General features: G+C 61.2%; 15 protein-coding genes. 5 read left to right on the forward strand and 10 right to left on the reverse strand.

Annotation, left to right across the window (positions count from 1 at the left end; all coding sequences use genetic code 11):
• Positions 1-72 precede the first annotated feature (72 nt).
• The 8 genes from rseP to rpsB form a co-directional block, all read right to left on the reverse strand.
• Positions 73-1,425, reverse strand: a complete 1,353-nt coding sequence (rseP, locus tag BLQ55_RS10845; protein WP_092253786.1) for an RIP metalloprotease RseP — start codon at positions 1,423-1,425, stop codon at positions 73-75.
• Positions 1,426-1,477: 52 nt separating this feature from the next.
• A complete protein-coding gene (ispC, locus tag BLQ55_RS10850) occupies positions 1,478-2,668 on the reverse strand; it encodes a 1-deoxy-D-xylulose-5-phosphate reductoisomerase (RefSeq protein WP_092253788.1) in 1,191 nt (396 codons plus the stop codon).
• On the reverse strand, positions 2,665-3,471 hold the full coding sequence (locus BLQ55_RS10855) for a phosphatidate cytidylyltransferase (protein ID WP_092253790.1): 807 nt from the start codon (positions 3,469-3,471) through the stop codon (positions 2,665-2,667). The genes ispC and BLQ55_RS10855 overlap by 4 nt, the downstream gene beginning before the upstream one ends.
• The gene (gene uppS, locus BLQ55_RS10860; protein WP_060739000.1) at positions 3,471-4,226 is read right to left on the reverse strand and encodes a polyprenyl diphosphate synthase; all 756 of its coding nucleotides are present in this window, start codon (positions 4,224-4,226) and stop codon (positions 3,471-3,473) included. Before uppS ends, BLQ55_RS10855 begins: the two co-directional genes overlap by 1 nt.
• Positions 4,227-4,239: 13 nt before the next feature.
• Entirely contained in the window at positions 4,240-4,797 is a 558-nt protein-coding gene (gene frr / locus BLQ55_RS10865) for a ribosome recycling factor (RefSeq protein ID WP_060739001.1), read from the reverse strand.
• Positions 4,794-5,537 (reverse strand): UMP kinase, encoded by a 744-nt coding sequence (gene pyrH, locus BLQ55_RS10870; protein ID WP_024779012.1) that lies wholly within the window; start codon positions 5,535-5,537, stop codon positions 4,794-4,796. Before pyrH ends, frr begins: the two co-directional genes overlap by 4 nt.
• A 216-nt stretch (positions 5,538-5,753) precedes the next feature.
• The gene (gene tsf, locus BLQ55_RS10875; protein WP_092202205.1) at positions 5,754-6,620 is read right to left on the reverse strand and encodes a translation elongation factor Ts; all 867 of its coding nucleotides are present in this window, start codon (positions 6,618-6,620) and stop codon (positions 5,754-5,756) included.
• Between the two features lie 195 nt (positions 6,621-6,815).
• On the reverse strand, positions 6,816-7,553 hold the full coding sequence (gene rpsB / locus BLQ55_RS10880; RefSeq protein ID WP_003198231.1) for a 30S ribosomal protein S2: 738 nt from the start codon (positions 7,551-7,553) through the stop codon (positions 6,816-6,818).
• A gap of 488 nt (positions 7,554-8,041) precedes the next feature.
• Here rpsB and map point away from each other — a divergent pair, with 488 nt between their 5' ends.
• From map to dapC, 3 genes are all read left to right on the forward strand, one after another.
• Positions 8,042-8,824 (forward strand): type I methionyl aminopeptidase, encoded by a 783-nt coding sequence (gene map, locus BLQ55_RS10885; protein WP_053118843.1) that lies wholly within the window; start codon positions 8,042-8,044, stop codon positions 8,822-8,824.
• Between the two features lie 53 nt (positions 8,825-8,877).
• Positions 8,878-11,580, forward strand: coding sequence for a [protein-PII] uridylyltransferase (locus BLQ55_RS10890; RefSeq protein WP_092253792.1), 2,703 nt, complete (start codon positions 8,878-8,880; stop codon positions 11,578-11,580).
• A gap of 134 nt (positions 11,581-11,714) precedes the next feature.
• Entirely contained in the window at positions 11,715-12,914 is a 1,200-nt protein-coding gene (gene dapC, locus BLQ55_RS10895) for a succinyldiaminopimelate transaminase (RefSeq protein WP_018603735.1), read from the forward strand.
• Positions 12,915-13,242: 328 nt separating this feature from the next.
• Here dapC and BLQ55_RS10900 read toward each other — a convergent pair whose 3' ends face one another.
• A complete protein-coding gene (locus BLQ55_RS10900) occupies positions 13,243-13,530 on the reverse strand; it encodes a DUF6124 family protein (RefSeq protein WP_092202210.1) in 288 nt (95 codons plus the stop codon).
• Positions 13,531-13,842: 312 nt separating this feature from the next.
• Positions 13,843-15,489 carry a Na+/H+ antiporter gene (locus BLQ55_RS10905; RefSeq protein WP_092253794.1) on the reverse strand — a complete coding sequence of 549 codons (1,647 nt, stop codon included), beginning with the start codon at positions 15,487-15,489 and terminating at the stop codon, positions 13,843-13,845.
• A 300-nt stretch (positions 15,490-15,789) separates the two neighbouring features.
• Between BLQ55_RS10905 and BLQ55_RS10910 the strand changes: the two genes are divergently transcribed.
• Both BLQ55_RS10910 and dapD read left to right on the forward strand, forming a co-directional pair.
• Positions 15,790-16,152 (forward strand): ArsC family reductase, encoded by a 363-nt coding sequence (locus BLQ55_RS10910; protein ID WP_123342552.1) that lies wholly within the window; start codon positions 15,790-15,792, stop codon positions 16,150-16,152.
• Positions 16,153-16,184: 32 nt separating this feature from the next.
• Entirely contained in the window at positions 16,185-17,219 is a 1,035-nt protein-coding gene (gene dapD / locus BLQ55_RS10915) for a 2,3,4,5-tetrahydropyridine-2,6-dicarboxylate N-succinyltransferase (protein WP_092253796.1), read from the forward strand.
• The last annotated feature ends 105 nt before the right edge of the window (positions 17,220-17,324 follow it).

A 17,324-nucleotide genomic window follows, 5' to 3' on the forward strand; every position in this document is an offset into this window, starting at 1 on the left:
AGTCCTTTCTTATTCCAACTGGCAATAAACAAACTGCCGCAAAATGCGGCAGATTCGCAATTCAGCGAAGCGTTACAGACGACCCAGATCGTTGACGAGGGCAAGCAACATGACCCCGACCACCAAGCTGATGCCGATCTGTATCCCCCAACCTTGCACCCGATCCGACAAGGGACGACCACGCGCCCACTCGATCAGATAAAACAGCAGATGCCCCCCATCCAGTACCGGAATGGGCAGCAAATTCAGAACCCCCAGGCTAATGCTCAGATAAGCAAGGAAATTCAGGAAATCAGCGACGCCCGACTGGGCAGAAGCGCCCGCCACTTTAGCAATGGTTATCGGTCCACTCAAGTTTTTTACCGAGAGCTCGCCGAACAACATTTTCTTGAGCGAGTCCAGCGTCAGGATGCTCATGGTCCAGGTACGACGCGCACCCTCGCCAATCGCCGCCACCGGGCCGAAACTGACCTCGCGGATCATTTCCGGTGGCCAGTCGACCGCCTTGACGCCCGCTCCCAGGTAACCGGTCGGCGCCTTGCTTTCGCCACGGGCGGCCAGGGTTACCGGGACGTCGATTGGAGCACCGTCGCGCTCGATGCGCAGCACAATTTTGGTATCAGGACGTACACGAACCGAATCGACCACCTGCTGCCAATCGCTGACCGGCTGGCCGTCGAGGGCCAGCAACCGATCGCCGGTCTTCAGGCCAGCCGCCTGGGCCGGGCCTTTCGGATCGAGTTCCGCGAGGATCGGCGGCAAGGCCGGACGCCATGGCCGGATCCCCAGGGAACGGATCGGATCCGGCTCGTCCGCACCCTTGAGCCAGTTGTCCAGGATGAGCTCGCGAGGCGAATCCACTGTGGAGCCCTGCTCGCGCACCATCAATTGCAACGAACCGCTCTCACCCAGGCGACGCACCAACTGCAGATTGACCGCCGCCCAGCCCGATGTCGGCTCGCCATCGATGGCGACGATTTCCTGCCCGGCACCCAGCCCGGCACGGGCGGCAACGCTACCGGCCTCTACCCCACCGATGACCGGGCGCACCTGTTCGCTGCCGAGCATGGCCAGGCCCCAGAAAAACACCATGGCCAGCAGGAAGTTGGCAATCGGCCCCGCCGCGACGATGGCAATACGCTGACGGACGGTCTTGCGATTGAAGGATTGGTCGAGCTGATCGGCCGGGACTTCGCCTTCGCGCTCGTCGAGCATCTTGACGTAGCCACCCAACGGGATGGCCGCCACGACGAACTCGGTGCCTTTCTTGTCGTGCCAGCGCAGCAATGGCATGCCGAAGCCCACGGAAAAACGCAGGACCTTGACGCCACAGCGACGCGCAACCCAGAAATGACCGAATTCGTGAAAAGTGACCAACACCCCCAAGGCAACCAGGGTGCCGACAATCATATAGAGCGCGCTCATCTGTTTTCTCCGCAATCCTGTCCAGGGCAACCCTGGCTAACGTATCGCAGCTTCAACGCCCGTGGCGCTGCAGCCATTGGCCCGCCAACTCACGAGCCCTGGCATCCGCCGTAAATACTGTATCGAGGTCATCGACCGAAACCACGGCCTCGAGATTCAAGACTTCCTCGATGATACTCGCGATCTCGAGGTAACGGACACGTCCATCGAGAAACGCGGCAACGGCCACTTCATTGGCAGCGTTCAACATGGCCGGCGCACTGTTGCCCGCCTCGGCCGCCTGGCGCGCCAGGCGCAGGCAGGGGAAGCGCTGCTCATCGGGCGCCTGGAAATCCAGGCGAGCGATAGCGAACAGGTCCAGCGGCGCAACACCCGAGTCGATACGCTCCGGCCAGGCCAGGGCATTGGCGATCGGGGTGCGCATGTCCGGGTTACCCAACTGGGCCAGCACGGACCCGTCGACGTAGTCCACCAGGGAGTGAATCACGCTCTGGGGATGAATCACCACCTCGACCTGCGACGGCTTGGCATCAAACAGCCAACAGGCCTCGATCAGCTCCAGGCCCTTGTTCATCATGCTCGCCGAATCCACGGAAATCTTGCGCCCCATGGACCAGTTCGGATGGGCACAGGCCTGTTCGGGTGAAACATGCACCAATTCTTCCAGCGGCGTCTGCCGGAACGGACCACCGGAGGCCGTCAGCAAAATCCGCCGGACACCTACCGCGCCGAGACCACGGGAAAAATCCCGCGGCATGCATTGAAAAATCGCATTGTGCTCACTGTCGATCGGCAGCAGCACCGAGCCGCTCTTGCGTACAGCTTGCATGAACAGCGCGCCGGACATCACCAGCGCCTCTTTATTGGCCAGCAGGATCTTCTTGCCAGCCTCCACCGCCGCCAGGGTCGGACGCAGGCCCGCCGCACCGACGATCGCCGCCATTACGGCGTCGACTTCAGGGTCGGCAGCCACTTGGCAGAGCCCCTCTTCCCCCACCAGCACGCGGGTTTGCAGGCCAGCTGTGCGCAGATCGTCCTGCAACGCCCGCGCCACGCCGACCTCAGGCACCACGGCAAACCGCGGCGTGTGACGAATGCACAACGCCAGCAATTCGCTCAAACGCGTGAAGCCACTGAGGGCGAACACCTGGTAGCGCGCCGGATGCCGGCCAATGACGTCCAGCGTACTGAGGCCAATCGAACCGGTCGCGCCAAGGACAGTGATCTGCTGGGGGCGACTCACGATGCCGCCATCCACAACAGCACGGCAAAGATCGGGATCGCGGCAGTCAGGCTGTCGATGCGATCCAGCACACCACCGTGACCGGGCAACAGGTTACTGCTGTCCTTGATCCCGGACTGACGCTTGAACATGCTTTCGGTCAGGTCGCCGACCACCGACACGAATACGATCAGGGCGGCGCCAATAAGGCCCATGAACAGTTGCGCGACCGTCCAGTCCCGCACGAAACCGACCACAGTGGTGATCACCAGGCTCAAGGCCAGGCCACCATAGACCCCTTCCCAGCTCTTGCCAGGGCTGACTTTCGGCGCGAGCTTGCGCTTGCCGAAGGCCCGACCGGAGAAATAGGCGCCAACGTCGGCACCCCAGACCAGCACCATCACGGCCATGATCTGCCAGTTGCCCAACGGGCCTTGCTTGATCCAGATCAGCCCCTGCCAGGCCGGCAGCAGGATCAACAGGCCGATCACCAGCTTGGTCGCCGTATTGGCCCAATGATGCGTCGTCCGTGGATAGGTCAGGACCAGGAAGGTCGCCGTCGCCCACCACAGCACCGCGGCACCCAAAACCCACGGCGCGAGGCCGGGCACCACGTACATGATGAACAGCATGGCCGCCACGGCCGTCGCATAGGTCACGCGCGCCGACTGCGCAGGAAAGCCCGCCAGCCGCGCCCACTCCCACGCACCCAGGGTCACGACCAGCCCGATGAACAGCGCAAAGCTGCCACCTTCGAGCAGGAAGAAGCCACCCAGGGCGACAGGCAACAGGATCAAGGCAGTGATGATTCGTTGTTTAAGCATTAAACCCGGGCTCCAGCTTCGATCTGCTCGCTCGTTTTACCGAAGCGACGCTGACGGGAAGCGAAATCGGCCAGTGCGGTGCGCATGGCTTCGTGTTTGAAGTCCGGCCAGAACAGGTCGGAGAAGTACAGCTCGGCATAAGCCAACTGCCAGAGCAGGAAGTTGCTGATGCGATGCTCGCCACCGGTACGGATGCACAGGTCCGGCAATGGCAGGTCGCCGGTCGCCAGGCAGGTCTGCAACAGTTCAGGGGTAATGTCTTCCGGGCGCAAGTGCCCGGCCTGGACTTCCCGCGCCAGCCGCTGGGCAGCCTGGGCAATGTCCCACTGGCCGCCGTAGTTGGCGGCGATCTGCAGGACGAACCGATTGGTGCCCGCCGTCGCGGCCTCGGCTTCGCGCATCGCAGCCTGCAATTCAGGATGGAAGCGCGAGCGATCACCGATGATGCGCAAGCTGATCTTGTTGTCGTTGAGGCGCTTGGCCTCACGACGCAGAGCCTTGAGGAACAAATCCATCAAGGCGCTGACTTCATCGGCCGGCCGCTGCCAGTTTTCGCTGGAGAAGGCGAACAGGGTCAGCACCTCGACCCCCGCCTCGGCGCACACCTCGATGACCGCACGAACCGCATCGACCCCCGCCTTGTGCCCGGCGACGCCAGGCATAAAGCGTTTCTTGGCCCAGCGGTTGTTGCCGTCCATGATGATCGCCACGTGGCGCGGAACCGCGAACGGCACGGCCTGCTTGGTCTTTTCCATGAAAACGAGACCCTTATACGGCCATCAGGTCTTTTTCTTTCTCGTCCGTGGCCTTGGTGATCTGGGCCTCGGATTCTTTGGTCAGCTTATCGATATCAGCGATGGCACGACGCTCTTCGTCTTCACTGATTTCCTTATCCTTGACCAACTTCTTCAGCTCACCCAACGCGTCACGACGAATATTGCGCACAGCAACACGCGCATCTTCCGCTGCGCTACGGGCTTGTTTGGTGAAGCCTTTGCGCGTTTCCTCGGTGAGGGCCGGCATCGGGATCAGCAGCAGCTCCCCCAAGTTAGTTGGGTTGAGGTTCAGACCGGCGCTCTGGATCGCCTTGTCTACAGCAGCGAGCATGTTGCGCTCGAAAGCCACGACCTGCAGGGTGCGCGAGTCTTTCACGGTGACGTTGGCAACGCTGCTCAGCGGTGTGTCAGTGCCGTAGTAAGGCACCATGACGCTGCCGAGGATGCTGGGGTGAGCCTTGCCGGTACGAATCTGGCCGAATGCGTGGTTCAGAGAGTCCAGGGATTTCTGCATGCGCTCTTGAGCGTCTTTTTTGATTTCATTGATCATTGTTGAACTTCCTCGATCAGTGTTCCTTCGGCGCCGCCATGGACGATATTCAACAGGGCACCGGGCTTGTTCATGTTAAAGACGCGCAGTGGCATCTTGTGGTCGCGGCACAGGCAGATAGCCGTCAGGTCCATGACACCCAGCTTGCGATCCAGCACTTCATCGTAGGTCAGATGATCGAACTTCTCGGCATGCGGGTCTTTGAACGGGTCAGCGGTATAGACGCCATCGACCTTGGTTGCCTTGAGCACGACATCGGCATCGATCTCGATCGCTCGCAGGCAAGCGGCCGAATCCGTGGTGAAGAACGGATTACCGGTACCGGCGGCAAAAATCACCACTTCCTTGGCGTTGAGGTGGCGCATGGCTTTGCGGCGGTCGTAGTGATCGGTCACGCCAACCATGGAAATGGCCGACATCACGATGGCCGAGATATTGGCACGCTCCAGCGCATCACGCATAGCCAGGGCGTTCATCACAGTGGCCAGCATGCCCATGTGGTCGCCCGTGACCCGATCCATGCCGGCCGCGCTCAGCGCCGCGCCGCGGAACAGGTTGCCGCCGCCGATGACCAGGCCGACCTGAACGCCGATCCCGACCAACTGGCCAACTTCCAGGGCCATGCGATCCAGCACTTTCGGATCGATCCCGAACTCTTCCGAGCCCATCAGGGCCTCGCCGCTAAGCTTGAGTAGAATGCGTTTATAGCGAGCCTGATAACCACTGCCCTGCTGAGCCATTGCGAATCTCTCCTGCGGCGTATGTGTTCAAAAAATTCTTTGCAGGCTGTTTGCAGCCTGCGTTCACTCTAGCTCGACGCTGACACAGCGCCATCGGAACACGGCTTTGTAAGCCAGTTCCGACAGGAAACCAATAAAAATCGGCATCCCCATCCGAAAAGAGGCTGCGCGCGTTAAGCGGGCAGCCTCTTCAGGGCGACAGTTATGAAAACCGTCTTATTGCTTGCTGGCAGCAGCTACCTGGGCAGCAACTTCAGCAGCGAAGTCATCAACCGGCTTCTCGATGCCTTCGCCTACTTTGAAGTAGGTGAACGAAACGATTTCAGCACCGGCTTTCTTCGCCAGGTCGCCGACCTTGACTTCCGGGTTCTTGACGAAGGCCTGCTCAACCAGGCTGGCTTCGGCCAGGAACTTGGAGATACGGCCGCTGACCATTTTTTCTGCGATTTCAGCAGGCTTGCCTTTGAGCTTCTCTTCGTTCAGCTGCAGGAAAACGCCCTTCTCGCGCTCGATCGCTTCAGCCGAAACGTCCGAAGGCAGCAGGAACTCAGGGTTGGTAGCTGCCACGTGCATGGCGATGTCTTTCGCCAGCTCGGTGTCGCCGCCCTTCAGGACAACCGCAACACCGATCTTGTTGCCGTGCAGGTAGGTACCGACCACATCACCTTCAACGCGAACCAGGCGACGGATGTTGACGTTCTCGCCAGTCTTGCCGACCAGGACCAGGCGTGCTTCTTCCTGGGCTTCGATCAGCGGAGCTGCGTCGGTCAGTTTGTCAGCGAAGGCTTTCTCGACGCTGGCAGCGACGAATGCCTTGAAGTCATCCTGCAGAGCCAGGAAGTCGGTCTGGGAGTTGACTTCCAGCAGAACGGCGGCCTTGCCGTCGTCCTTGATGGCGATGGCGCCTTCAGCCGCAACGTTGCCGGCTTTCTTGGCAGCCTTGATGGCGCCCGAAGCACGCATGTCATCAATGGCTTTCTCGATGTCGCCGCCAGCCTTGGTCAAGGCTTTCTTGCAATCCATCATGCCTTCGCCGGTACGCTCGCGCAGTTCTTTGACCAACGCTGCAGTAATCTCTGCCATTTCAAAATCCTCTTGGATAGGTTTTCAACCATTCCACCCGATCGAACGGGCGATCAATTCTTCCTGGAAAACCACTGCTTATAGGCCGCGGCAGGTTACAAACAGGTCACTGCGCTGGCGGCAAATGGTTTTCGAGGTGGCAAAAAGGGGGCCAAGCCCCCTTTTTGCTTACTGAGTCAACGCCAGGGGCGTCAATTACTCAGCGGCTGCTGCCGGAGCTTCTTCAGCGAAGACTTCGGTGCCGCCATTCACGTTGTTGCGACCACGGATCACTGCGTCAGCCATCGAACCCATGTACAGCTGGATGGCGCGGATGGCGTCATCGTTGCCTGGGATGATGTAGTCAACGCCTTCCGGGCTGCTGTTGGTATCGACAACGCCGATGACCGGGATACCCAGCTTGTTGGCTTCGGTGATCGCGATGCGCTCGTGGTCAACGTCGATCACGAACAGTGCGTCAGGCAGACCGCCCATGTCCTTGATACCGCCCAGGGAGCGGTCCAGCTTCTCAAGATCGCGAGTGCGCATCAGCGCTTCTTTCTTGGTCAGCTTGGCGAAAGTACCGTCTTCGGACTGGACTTCAAGGTCACGCAGACGCTTGATGGAAGCGCGAATGGTCTTGAAGTTGGTCAGCATGCCGCCCAACCAGCGGTGATCGACGTACGGCGAACCGCAACGTGCCGCTTCTTCAGCAACGATCTTGCCAGCGGAACGCTTGGTGCCGACGAACAGAATCTTGTTTTTGCCCTGGGCCAGGCGCTCTACGAAGGTCAGTGCTTCGTTGAACATCGGCAGGGTTTTTTCAAGGTTGATGATGTGGATCTTGTTACGCGCGCCGAAAATGTACTTGCCCATTTTCGGGTTCCAGTAACGGGTCTGGTGACCGAAGTGCACACCGGCCTTCAGCATATCGCGCATGTTGACTTGGGACATGATAGTTCCTTGATAAGTCGGGTTTGGCCTCCACGTATCCCAATGACCAACCAGCGGCTATATAACCGAAGGCACCCAGGTCATCGTGTCGACACGTGTGTGGATTTAAGCTTACGGGGTCATCCCCGGAAAGCGGCGCATTTTATACCACAGCAAGGGCGAAAACGGAACACGGATTCTGAAATCCTCTGTGGCGGGGGGATTTAGCGAAACGTCGCAGCATCCCGCTGGACGTTGTAGGAGCTGGCGAAGCCTGCGATCTTTTGACCTTTCGCTTGAGACTCAAGCGTCTGGAGAAAGATCGCAGCCTCGCTTCGCTCGACAGCTCCTACGGGCGCGCACCAGCGGGGCTCCCCTCGCCGCTGAGTTCGGGCTGGGGAGTTCTTTGTACTGATCGTCTGTTAGAATCGCGTTTTCAGGGCCGCGCTGGTCATCATCCGCCGCCCATTTCGTTTTGAACAGCGCCGTCGGGCGCAGAGAGAGCCTGTATGACCGTTACCCTCAAGACACCCGAGGACATCGCCAAAATGCGTGTCGCCGGCAAACTCGCCGCCGAAGTGCTGGAGATGATCGCCGACTACGTCAAGCCGGGCGTGACCACCGAAGAGCTGGACCGCATCTGCCACGACTACATCGTCAACGAGCAGAAGGCCATTCCGGCCCCGCTCAACTATAAAGGCTTCCCGAAGTCGATCTGTACCTCGATCAACCACGTGGTCTGCCACGGCATCCCCAACGAAAAACCGTTGAAGGATGGCGACACCCTGAACATCGACGTCACCGTCATCAAGGACGGCTATCACGGCGACACCAGCCGCATGTTCCATGTCGGCAACGTGCCGGAGTGGGCCCAGCGCCTGTCCAAGGTCACCCAGGAATGCATGTACATGGCCATCGAACTGGTGAAGCCGGGCTGCCGCCTGGGGGACATCGGCGAAGTGATCCAGAAGCACGCGCAGAAGAACGGTTTCTCGGTGGTGCGCGAGTTCTGCGGCCACGGCATCGGCAAGGTGTTCCACGAAGAACCGCAGATCCTGCACTACGGCCGTGCCGGCACCGGCATGGAACTGCAGGCGGGCATGACCTTCACCATCGAGCCGATGATCAACCAGGGCCGCGCCGACACCAAGGTGCTGGGCGACGGCTGGACCGCCATCACCAAGGACCGCAAGCTGTCGGCCCAGTGGGAACACACCCTGCTGGTCACTGAGACCGGCTATGAAATCTTCACCCTGCGTAGCGATGACACCATCGCGCGCGTTTCCGCCTGATCCGAACCCAGCCTATAGATCCGTTAGATATAGATAGAAAGGAAAGCCATTCAATGCCGCAGGTGGATCCCGAACTCTTCGACCGCGGCCAGTTCCAGGCTGAACTGGCCCTGAAGGCAAGCCCCATCTCGGCGTTCAAGAAGGCGATCCGCCAGGCCCATGAAGTGCTCGACCAGCGCTTTCGCAATGGCCGGGACATTCGCCGGCTGATCGAGGACCGCGCCTGGTTCGTCGATAACATCCTGCAAAAGGCCTGGGAGCAGTTCGATTGGAGCGAAGACGCCGACATCGCCCTGGTGGCCGTGGGCGGCTATGGGCGCGGGGAGCTGCACCCCTACTCCGACATCGACCTGCTGATCCTGCTGGACAGCGCCGACCATGAGGTTTTCCGCGATTCCATCGAGCGTTTCCTGACGCTGCTGTGGGACATCGGCCTGGAAGTCGGCCAGAGCGTGCGCTCGGTACAGGAATGCGCCGACGAGGCCCGCGCCGACCTGACGGTGATCACCAACCTGATGGAAAGCCGCACCATTGCCGGCCCCGAGCGCTTGCGCCAGCGCATGCTCGATGTCACCAGCACCGAGCACATGTGGCCCAGCAAGGATTTTTTCCTGGCCAAGCGCGCCGAGCAGAAGGCCCGCCACCACAAGTACAACGACACCGAATACAACCTGGAACCCAACGTCAAGGGCTCGCCCGGCGGGCTGCGGGACATCCAGACGATCCTGTGGGTCGCCCGTCGCCAGTACGGCACGCTGAACCTGCGCGCCCTGGCCGGCGAAGGTTTCCTGGTGGAAAGCGAAAACGCCTTGCTGGCCTCGTCCCAGGAATTCCTGTGGAAGGTCCGCTACGCCCTGCACATGCTCGCCGGGCGCTCCGAGGACCGCCTGCTGTTCGATCACCAACGCTCCATCGCCGGCCTGTTGGGTTTCGAAGGGCAGGATGCCAAACAGTCCATCGAAAACTTCATGCAGCAGTACTACCGTGTGGTAATGAGCATCGCCCAGCTCAGCGAACTGATCATCCAGCACTTCGAGGAAGTCATCCTCGCCCCCGAGGACGAAGAGCCGCCACAGCCGATCAACTCACGCTTCCAATTGCACGACGGCTACATCGAAGCGCGCAACCCCAACGTGTTCCGCCGCACGCCCTTCGCCATGCTCGAGATCTTCGTGCTCATGGCCCAGCAGCCGGAAATCAAGGGCGTACGCGCCGACACCATCCGCCTGCTGCGGGAAAACCGTCATCTGATCGATGAAGATTTCCGCCACGATATCCGCAACACCAGCCTGTTCATCGAGTTGTTCAAGTGCAAGATCGGCGTGCACCGCAACCTGCGCCGGATGAACCGCTACGGGATTCTCGGGCGTTATTTGCCGGAGTTCGGCTTCATCGTCGGACAGATGCAGCACGACCTGTTCCACATCTATACGGTCGATGCCCACACCCTGAACCTGATCAAGCATCTGCGTAAGCTGCAGTACACCCAGGTGTCGGAGAAATTCCCGCTGGCCAGCAAGCTCATGGGCAAGCTGCCCAAGCCCGAGCTGATCTACATGGCCGGGCTGTACCACGACATTGGCAAGGGCCGCCACGGTGACCACTCCGAAATCGGCGCGGTGGATGCCGAAGCGTTCTGCCAGCGCCATCAACTGCCCCTGTGGGACAGCCGGCTGATCGTCTGGCTGGTGCAGAACCACCTGGTGATGTCCACCACCGCCCAGCGCAAGGACTTGTCCGACCCGCAGGTGATCCACGACTTCGCCCAGATCGTCGGTGATGAAACGCGCCTGGATTACCTCTACGTGCTGACCGTGGCCGACATCAACGCCACCAACCCGAGCCTGTGGAACTCCTGGCGCGCCAGCCTGTTGCGCCAGCTCTACACCGAGACCAAGCGGGCCTTGCGCCGTGGCCTGGAAAACCCGGTGGACCGCGAAGAACAGATCCGTCGCACCCAAAGCGCGGCCCTGGACATCCTGGTACGCGGCGGCACCGATCCGGACGATGTCGAGCAGCTCTGGTCGCAATTGGGCGATGACTATTTCCTGCGCCACACCGCCGGCGACGTGGCCTGGCACAGCGACGCGATCCTGCAGCAACCGGCCGATGGCGGGCCGCTGGTGCTGATCAAGGAAACCACCCAGCGCGAGTTCGAGGGCGGCACGCAGATCTTCATCTATGCGCCGGACCAGCACGACTTCTTCGCCGTGACCGTGGCGGCGATGGACCAGCTCAACCTCAACATCCATGACGCCCGGGTCATTACCTCCAGCAGCCAGTTCACCCTCGACACCTACATCGTGCTCGACACCGACGGCGACTCGATTGGCGACAACCCCGCGCGGGTCAAGCAGATTCGCGACGGCCTCACCGAAGCCCTGCGCAACCCGGCGGACTATCCGACCATCATCCAGCGCCGGGTACCGCGCCAACTCAAGCATTTTGCGTTTGCGCCACAGGTGACGATCCACAACGACGCCCAGCGCCAGGTCACCGTGCTGGAACTCAGCGCCCCGGACCGCCCGGGCCTGCTGGCGCGGGTCGGCCATATTTTCCTGGAGTTCGATCTGTCGCTGCAAAACGCCAAGATCGCCACCCTCGGCGAACGGGTAGAAGACGTGTTTTTCATCACCGACGCTCACAACCAGCCGCTGTCCGATCCGCAACTGTGCAGCCGCCTGCAGGAGGCCATCGTCCGGCACCTGAGCGTCAACCAGGAACCCGATGCTCACCTGACACGCATCAGCATCTGAACGAACAATCCCCCTCTGTGGGAGCGAGCTTGCTAGCGATAGCGGCGGAACATCCAGCATTGAGGCTGCTGACACACCGCCATCGCGAGCAAGCTCGCTCCCACAAGGACCGTGCCCACATTGACGAGGCCCCGATGAACAACGCTTTGAACCAGTTGCAACCCTACCCGTTCGAAAAGCTCCGCGCCCTGCTCGGCAGCGTCACGCCCAACCCCGACAAACGCCCCATCGCGTTGTCCATCGGCGAACCCAAGCATCGCTCGCCCAGCTTCGTGGCTGAAGCCCTGGCCAGCAATCTGGAGAAAATGGCCGTGTACCCGACCACCCTCGGCATCCCGGAACTGCGTGAAGCCATCACCGGCTGGTGCGAGCGTCGCTTCAACGTGCCGAACGGCTGGCTGGACCCGGCGCGCCATGTGCTGCCGGTCAATGGCACGCGTGAAGCCTTGTTCGCCTTCACCCAGACCGTGGTCAACCGGGGCGACGACGCCCTGGTGGTCAGCCCGAACCCGTTCTACCAGATCTACGAAGGCGCGGCGTTCCTGGCCGGGGCCAAGCCGCACTACCTGCCGTGCCTGGACGCGAACGGTTTCAACCCGGATTTCGATGCGGTTTCGCCGGACATCTGGAAACGCTGCCAGATCCTGTTCCTGTGTTCCCCGGGCAACCCGACCGGCGCGTTGATCCCGGTGGACGTGCTGAAAAAACTCATCGCCTTGGCCGACGAGCATGACTTCGTCATCGCGGCGGACGAGTGCTACAGCGAACTGTACTTCGACGAACAGACCCCGCCGCCAGGACTGCTCAGCGCCTGCGTCGAACTGGGTCGCAAGGATTTCAAGCGCTGCGTGGTGTTCCACAGCCTGTCCAAACGCTCCAACCTGCCCGGCCTGCGCTCCGGTTTCGTCGCTGGCGACGCGGACATCCTCAAGGGTTTCCTGCTGTACCGCACCTATCACGGCTGCGCGATGCCGGTTCAGACCCAACTGGCGAGCATCGCGGCGTGGAACGACGAAGTGCACGTACGGGCCAACCGCGCGCTGTACCGGGAGAAGTTCGACGCCGTACTGGAAATCCTCAGCCCGGTGCTGGACGTGCAACGCCCCGACGGCAGCTTCTACCTGTGGCCGAACGTGGCCGGCGATGATGCAGCGTTCTGCCGCGACCTGTTCGAACAGGAACACGTGACCGTGGTGCCGGGCTCCTACCTGTCCCGCGATGTGGATGGCGTCAACCCGGGCGCCGGGCGTGTGCGCATGGCCCTGGTTGCGCCATTGGCCGAATGCGTGGAGGCGGCGGAGCGGATCCGCGCGTTTATCCAGCGTCGGGGTTGATGGCTGTATCGCGCTGAAGTGGACCGCTGCTGTGGCGAGGGAGCTTGCTCCCGCTGGGCTGCGCAGCGGCCCCCAAAACAGACAACTCGGTGTACCAGAAAGATTGAGTTCACTGCTTTAGGGCTGCTGCGCAGCCCAACGGGGCGGTGCGACGTTTCGCTAAATTCCCTCGCCACAGGTCCAGTGCTCGGGATTTTTGTGTTTGCCTTTCGATTTATCGCGAGCAAGCTCGCTCCCACAGTGGACGGGTGTTGTTCACAAAACTTGTGATCGACACCTGCCTCCTGTGGGAGCGAGCTTGCTCGCGATGGGGCCGGCACTTATTGCATCAAGTCCGAAGCTCTACCCGATCCAACGCCTTGTTCGCCAACAACGCCCCCAACTCAATCATCTGCGCCACTCCCAACGCCACATGCCGCCGTGAGCCTTCCAGGCCAAACGCCAGGTCGCTGAGCATCGCATTGGCCGAAGCCAGGGTTTCGCTGAGGTTGGCTAGCAAGGCTTCGGTATCAACGCTGTCCGACACGGTGAACAACTGTACCGAGGGCCTGGGGTCTGACTCGCTGTCGTCAGGCTTGAGGTAATGATCCAGCGCACGATCAGCGGCTTCTTGCAGCTTTCAGGGGCGAAATAGCGCAGAAGTATGTGCTCCTAGGGAAAGTTCGGATTCTCACGTCCGGTCGCTGAATTAGCAGCGACACCCAGAGGCTAGAGCCCTCGTTTCCGACCTTAAAAACTTGTCGGAAACTTCGGTGCGTCTGACAGACCACCATCTCTGTGGCGAGGGAGCTTGCTCCCGCTGGGCTGCGTAGCGGCCCCAAGCGGTCAACTCAATTTACCTGGCATACCGGGTTGTCAGGTTTTGGGTGCGCTTCGCGCCTCAGCGGGAGCAAGCTCCCTCGCCACAATTAGCTTTGCGCAATGGCTTCTATTTACCCAACCCCAAATTCGCCTCAGCCAAATCCAACTCCCCCAACACCTCACGCAACACATCATCCCCAATCTGGTGATGACGACTAAGTCGATACAACTCCAAGCGCTGCGCCCGAAAAGCCTTCAAACGCAACCGGCGCTCCAGCAGGTCCATCTCGAATGCCAGCGCCTGGGCTTCGGCGGAGTCGTTGAACACGTCGAGCTGGTGACGATACTCGGACATCAGCCGTGCCTTGACCTCGGTCGCCAGCGCCGCCTGGGCCGCATCCGGCGTACTGCCCGCCTCGGTCGGTTCTTCCACTTCCAGCGCATGAATCGCCGCTTCAGCGGTTTTGCGCCAGGCCTCGCGGACTTCGTTGCGCCGTTTGTCATCAGGGCTCTTTTCGATGCCCCGCAGCAACAACGGCAAGGCGATGCACGCCGCGATCAGCGACAACAGAATCACCCCGGCGGCAATGAAGATCAGCAGGTCCCGCTCGGGAAACGCCTCACCCGCGTCCAACAGCATCGGCACCGACAGCACGCCCGCCAGCGTCACCGCGCCGCGCACGCCACCGAAAGTCAGCAACCAGCAAGAACGTGCTGTCGGCACCGGCGTCAGTTCGCCCTGGCCACGCCAGCGTCGCAACAGCCCGGACAGGCGCCAGATGCTTTGCACCCAGACAAACCGCAGTACCAGCAGCACCAGGAAAATCGCCAGCACATCCAGGCAACGGTAGAACAGCGTCGGCCAGAGCGTGGGCTCGAGGCGGGTCACCGCCTTGATGATGTCCGGCAGTTGCAAGCCCAGCAGCAGGAAGATCAACCCGTTGAAGGCAAACTCCAACAGCGACCAGACACTGCGATTGAGCAGCCGCGTGCCGGTCTGGCGCGGCAGCAGGTCGAGCCAGCTCTGCATCATCCCCGCCGCCACCGCCGAGAGAATGCCCGAGGCACCCAAGCGCTCAGCCAGCACATAGGCGGCAAACGGCAGCAGCAACATGAACACCACATGGGTGGCCGGGTCGTCCCAACCCCGGGCAATCATCCACGCCCGCAGTCGGCCCAGCAGCCAACTCAGGGCCACGCCGACCAGCAGGCCACCCACCGCCACCAATACGAACGTCAGGCTCGCACTGGCCAGGGAAAACACCCCGGTGATGGCCGCCGCCAGGGCGAACTTGAAGGTCACCAGGCCCGATGCATCGTTCATCAGCGCCTCGCCCTGAAGCATGTGCATCAACGGCGCGGGCAGACGGTCGCGGGCAATCGCCGACACTGCCACCGCATCGGTCGGCGACAGCACCGCGGCCAGGGCGAAGGCCACCGGCAACGGGATACTTGGCAGCAGCCATTGAATGAAATAACCGGCGCCCACCACCGTGAACAACACCAGCCCCACCGCCAGCGTCAGGATCGGTCCGCGCAGGCGCCACAACTCGCGCTTGGGCATGCGCCAACCGTCGGAGAACAGCAGCGGGGGCAGGAAGAGAAACAGGAACAACTCAGGATCGAGGGCCACGTGCAGGCCCAGGGACGGCCAGGCCAGCACAGCACCGGCGCCGATCTGTACCAGGGGCAACGGCAGCGGGATCAACCGTCCGATCAGGCGCGACACGCCTACCAGCATCAACAGGATCAGGACGGTATAAGCGCTTTGCATAACGGTTTTCCACTGGCAGCGACACACATCCGGCAACAGCTTGCCGTTGAAGTGCCATATTAACCGCCTAGGATTAACTTGGCCGTTACACCTATGTCGCAGCCCCACCTCTTGTGGGAGCGAGCTTGCTCGCGATAGCGGTGTAGCCAGTCGACATCAATGTTGGATGTAAGACCGCCATCGCGAGCAAGCTCGCTCCCACAGGTTTTGGCGTACAACAACCTGGGCCGTCGCGAAACCGTCAGGTCATGGCATAATCCTTCACCTTTTATTCCCAGCACCTGCAAAGGGGGCAGTTCCTTGACCGATTCAAGCAAAACGTTGCACCTTTTCGGCATCAAAGCCTGTGACACGATGAAAAAGGCGCGCACCTGGCTCGATGAACACGCTGTACGCTACGACTTTCACGACTACAAGACCGCCGGCATCGACCGTGAGCACCTGACCCAATGGTGCAACGAGCATGGCTGGCAGGTGGTGTTGAACCGTGCCGGTACGACCTTTCGCAAACTCGACGACGAACGCAAAGCCGATCTCGACCAGACGAAAGCCATCGAACTGATGCTCGCCCAACCCTCGATGATCAAGCGCCCGGTGCTCGATCTCGGTGACCGAACCCTGATTGGCTTCAAGCCAGATATTTATGCGGCAGAGATCAAGTAAGCCTGCCCAGTCCATTTTGTAGAGGTAATTTCATGTCCACTACCCTGTTCAGCCTGGCCTTCGGTGTCGGCACCCAAAACCGTCAAGGCGCCTGGCTGGAAGTGTTCTACGCGCAGCCGCTGCTCAAGCCGTCGGCTGACATCGTCAAAGCCATCGCGCCGATCCTTGGCTACAGCGAAGGCAACCAGGCCATCACCTTCACCACCGCCCAGGCCTCGCAACTGGCTGAAGCCCTCAAGAGCGTCGATGCCGCACAAGCGGCCCTGTTGACCCGCCTGGCTGAAAGCCACAAGCCCTTGGTCGCCACCTTGCTGGCCGAAGATGCCCAACTGAGCTCCACCCCTGAGGCCTACCTCAAGCTGCATCTGCTGTCCCATCGTTTGGTCAAGCCCCACGGCCTGAACCTGGCCGGCATTTTCCCTCTGCTGCCGAACGTGGCCTGGACCAGCCAGGGCGCGATCGACCTGGCCGAACTGGCCGAGCACCAGCTCGAAGCCCGCCTGCGTGGTGAACTGCTGGAAGTGTTCTCTGTGGACAAGTTCCCGAAAATGACCGACTACGTGGTCCCGGCCGGCGTGCGCATCGCCGACGCCGCGCGCATCCGCCTGGGTGCCTATGTGGGCGAAGGCACCACGGTCATGCACGAAGGTTTCGTCAACTTCAACGCCGGCACCGAAGGCCCGGGCATGATCGAAGGCCGTGTCTCGGCGGGCGTGTTCGTCGGCAAGGGTTCGGACCTGGGCGGCGGTTGCTCGACCATGGGCACCCTGTCGGGCGGCGGCAACATCGTGATCAAGGTCGGCGAAGGCTGCCTGATCGGCGCCAACGCTGGCATCGGCATTCCGTTGGGCGACCGCAACACCGTGGAGTCGGGCCTGTACGTGACCGCCGGCACCAAAGTCGCCCTGCTGGACGAAAACAACCAACTGGTGAAAGTGGTCAAGGCCCGCGACCTGGCCGGCCAGCCCGACCTGTTGTTCCGCCGCAATTCCGAGACCGGCGCGGTGGAATGCAAGACGCACAAGTCGGCCATCGAGCTGAACGAAGCACTGCACGCCCACAACTAAGCTTCACACCAGCACCTGTGGGGGCGAGCTTTTGTGGGAGCCAAGCTTGCTCGCGATGGCAGCGACACGGTTTAACTGCAAGACCGTGTCATCGTTCATCGCGAG

This window comes from Pseudomonas sp. NFACC13-1, from assembly GCF_900104425.1.
Lineage (GTDB): Bacteria > Pseudomonadota > Gammaproteobacteria > Pseudomonadales > Pseudomonadaceae > Aquipseudomonas > Aquipseudomonas fluorescens_AA.

Excerpts from the sequence above, each read along its gene's own strand:
- uppS (WP_060739000.1), bottom strand. The coding sequence starts at position 4,226 with ATGGAAAAGACCAAGCAGGCCGTGCCGTTCGCGGTTCCGCGCCACGTG.
- rseP (WP_092253786.1), bottom strand. The coding sequence starts at position 1,425 with ATGAGCGCGCTCTATATGATTGTCGGCACCCTGGTTGCCTTGGGGGTG.
- BLQ55_RS10905 (WP_092253794.1), bottom strand. The coding sequence starts at position 15,489 with ATGCAAAGCGCTTATACCGTCCTGATCCTGTTGATGCTGGTAGGCGTG.
- BLQ55_RS10855 (WP_092253790.1), bottom strand. The coding sequence starts at position 3,471 with ATGCTTAAACAACGAATCATCACTGCCTTGATCCTGTTGCCTGTCGCC.
- map (WP_053118843.1), top strand. The coding sequence starts at position 8,042 with ATGACCGTTACCCTCAAGACACCCGAGGACATCGCCAAAATGCGTGTC.
- rpsB (WP_003198231.1), bottom strand. The coding sequence starts at position 7,553 with ATGTCCCAAGTCAACATGCGCGATATGCTGAAGGCCGGTGTGCACTTC.
- pyrH (WP_024779012.1), bottom strand. The coding sequence starts at position 5,537 with ATGGCTCAGCAGGGCAGTGGTTATCAGGCTCGCTATAAACGCATTCTA.
- dapC (WP_018603735.1), top strand. The coding sequence starts at position 11,715 with ATGAACAACGCTTTGAACCAGTTGCAACCCTACCCGTTCGAAAAGCTC.
- dapD (WP_092253796.1), top strand. The coding sequence starts at position 16,185 with ATGTCCACTACCCTGTTCAGCCTGGCCTTCGGTGTCGGCACCCAAAAC.
- frr (WP_060739001.1), bottom strand. The coding sequence starts at position 4,797 with ATGATCAATGAAATCAAAAAAGACGCTCAAGAGCGCATGCAGAAATCC.
- BLQ55_RS10890 (WP_092253792.1), top strand. The coding sequence starts at position 8,878 with ATGCCGCAGGTGGATCCCGAACTCTTCGACCGCGGCCAGTTCCAGGCT.
- tsf (WP_092202205.1), bottom strand. The coding sequence starts at position 6,620 with ATGGCAGAGATTACTGCAGCGTTGGTCAAAGAACTGCGCGAGCGTACC.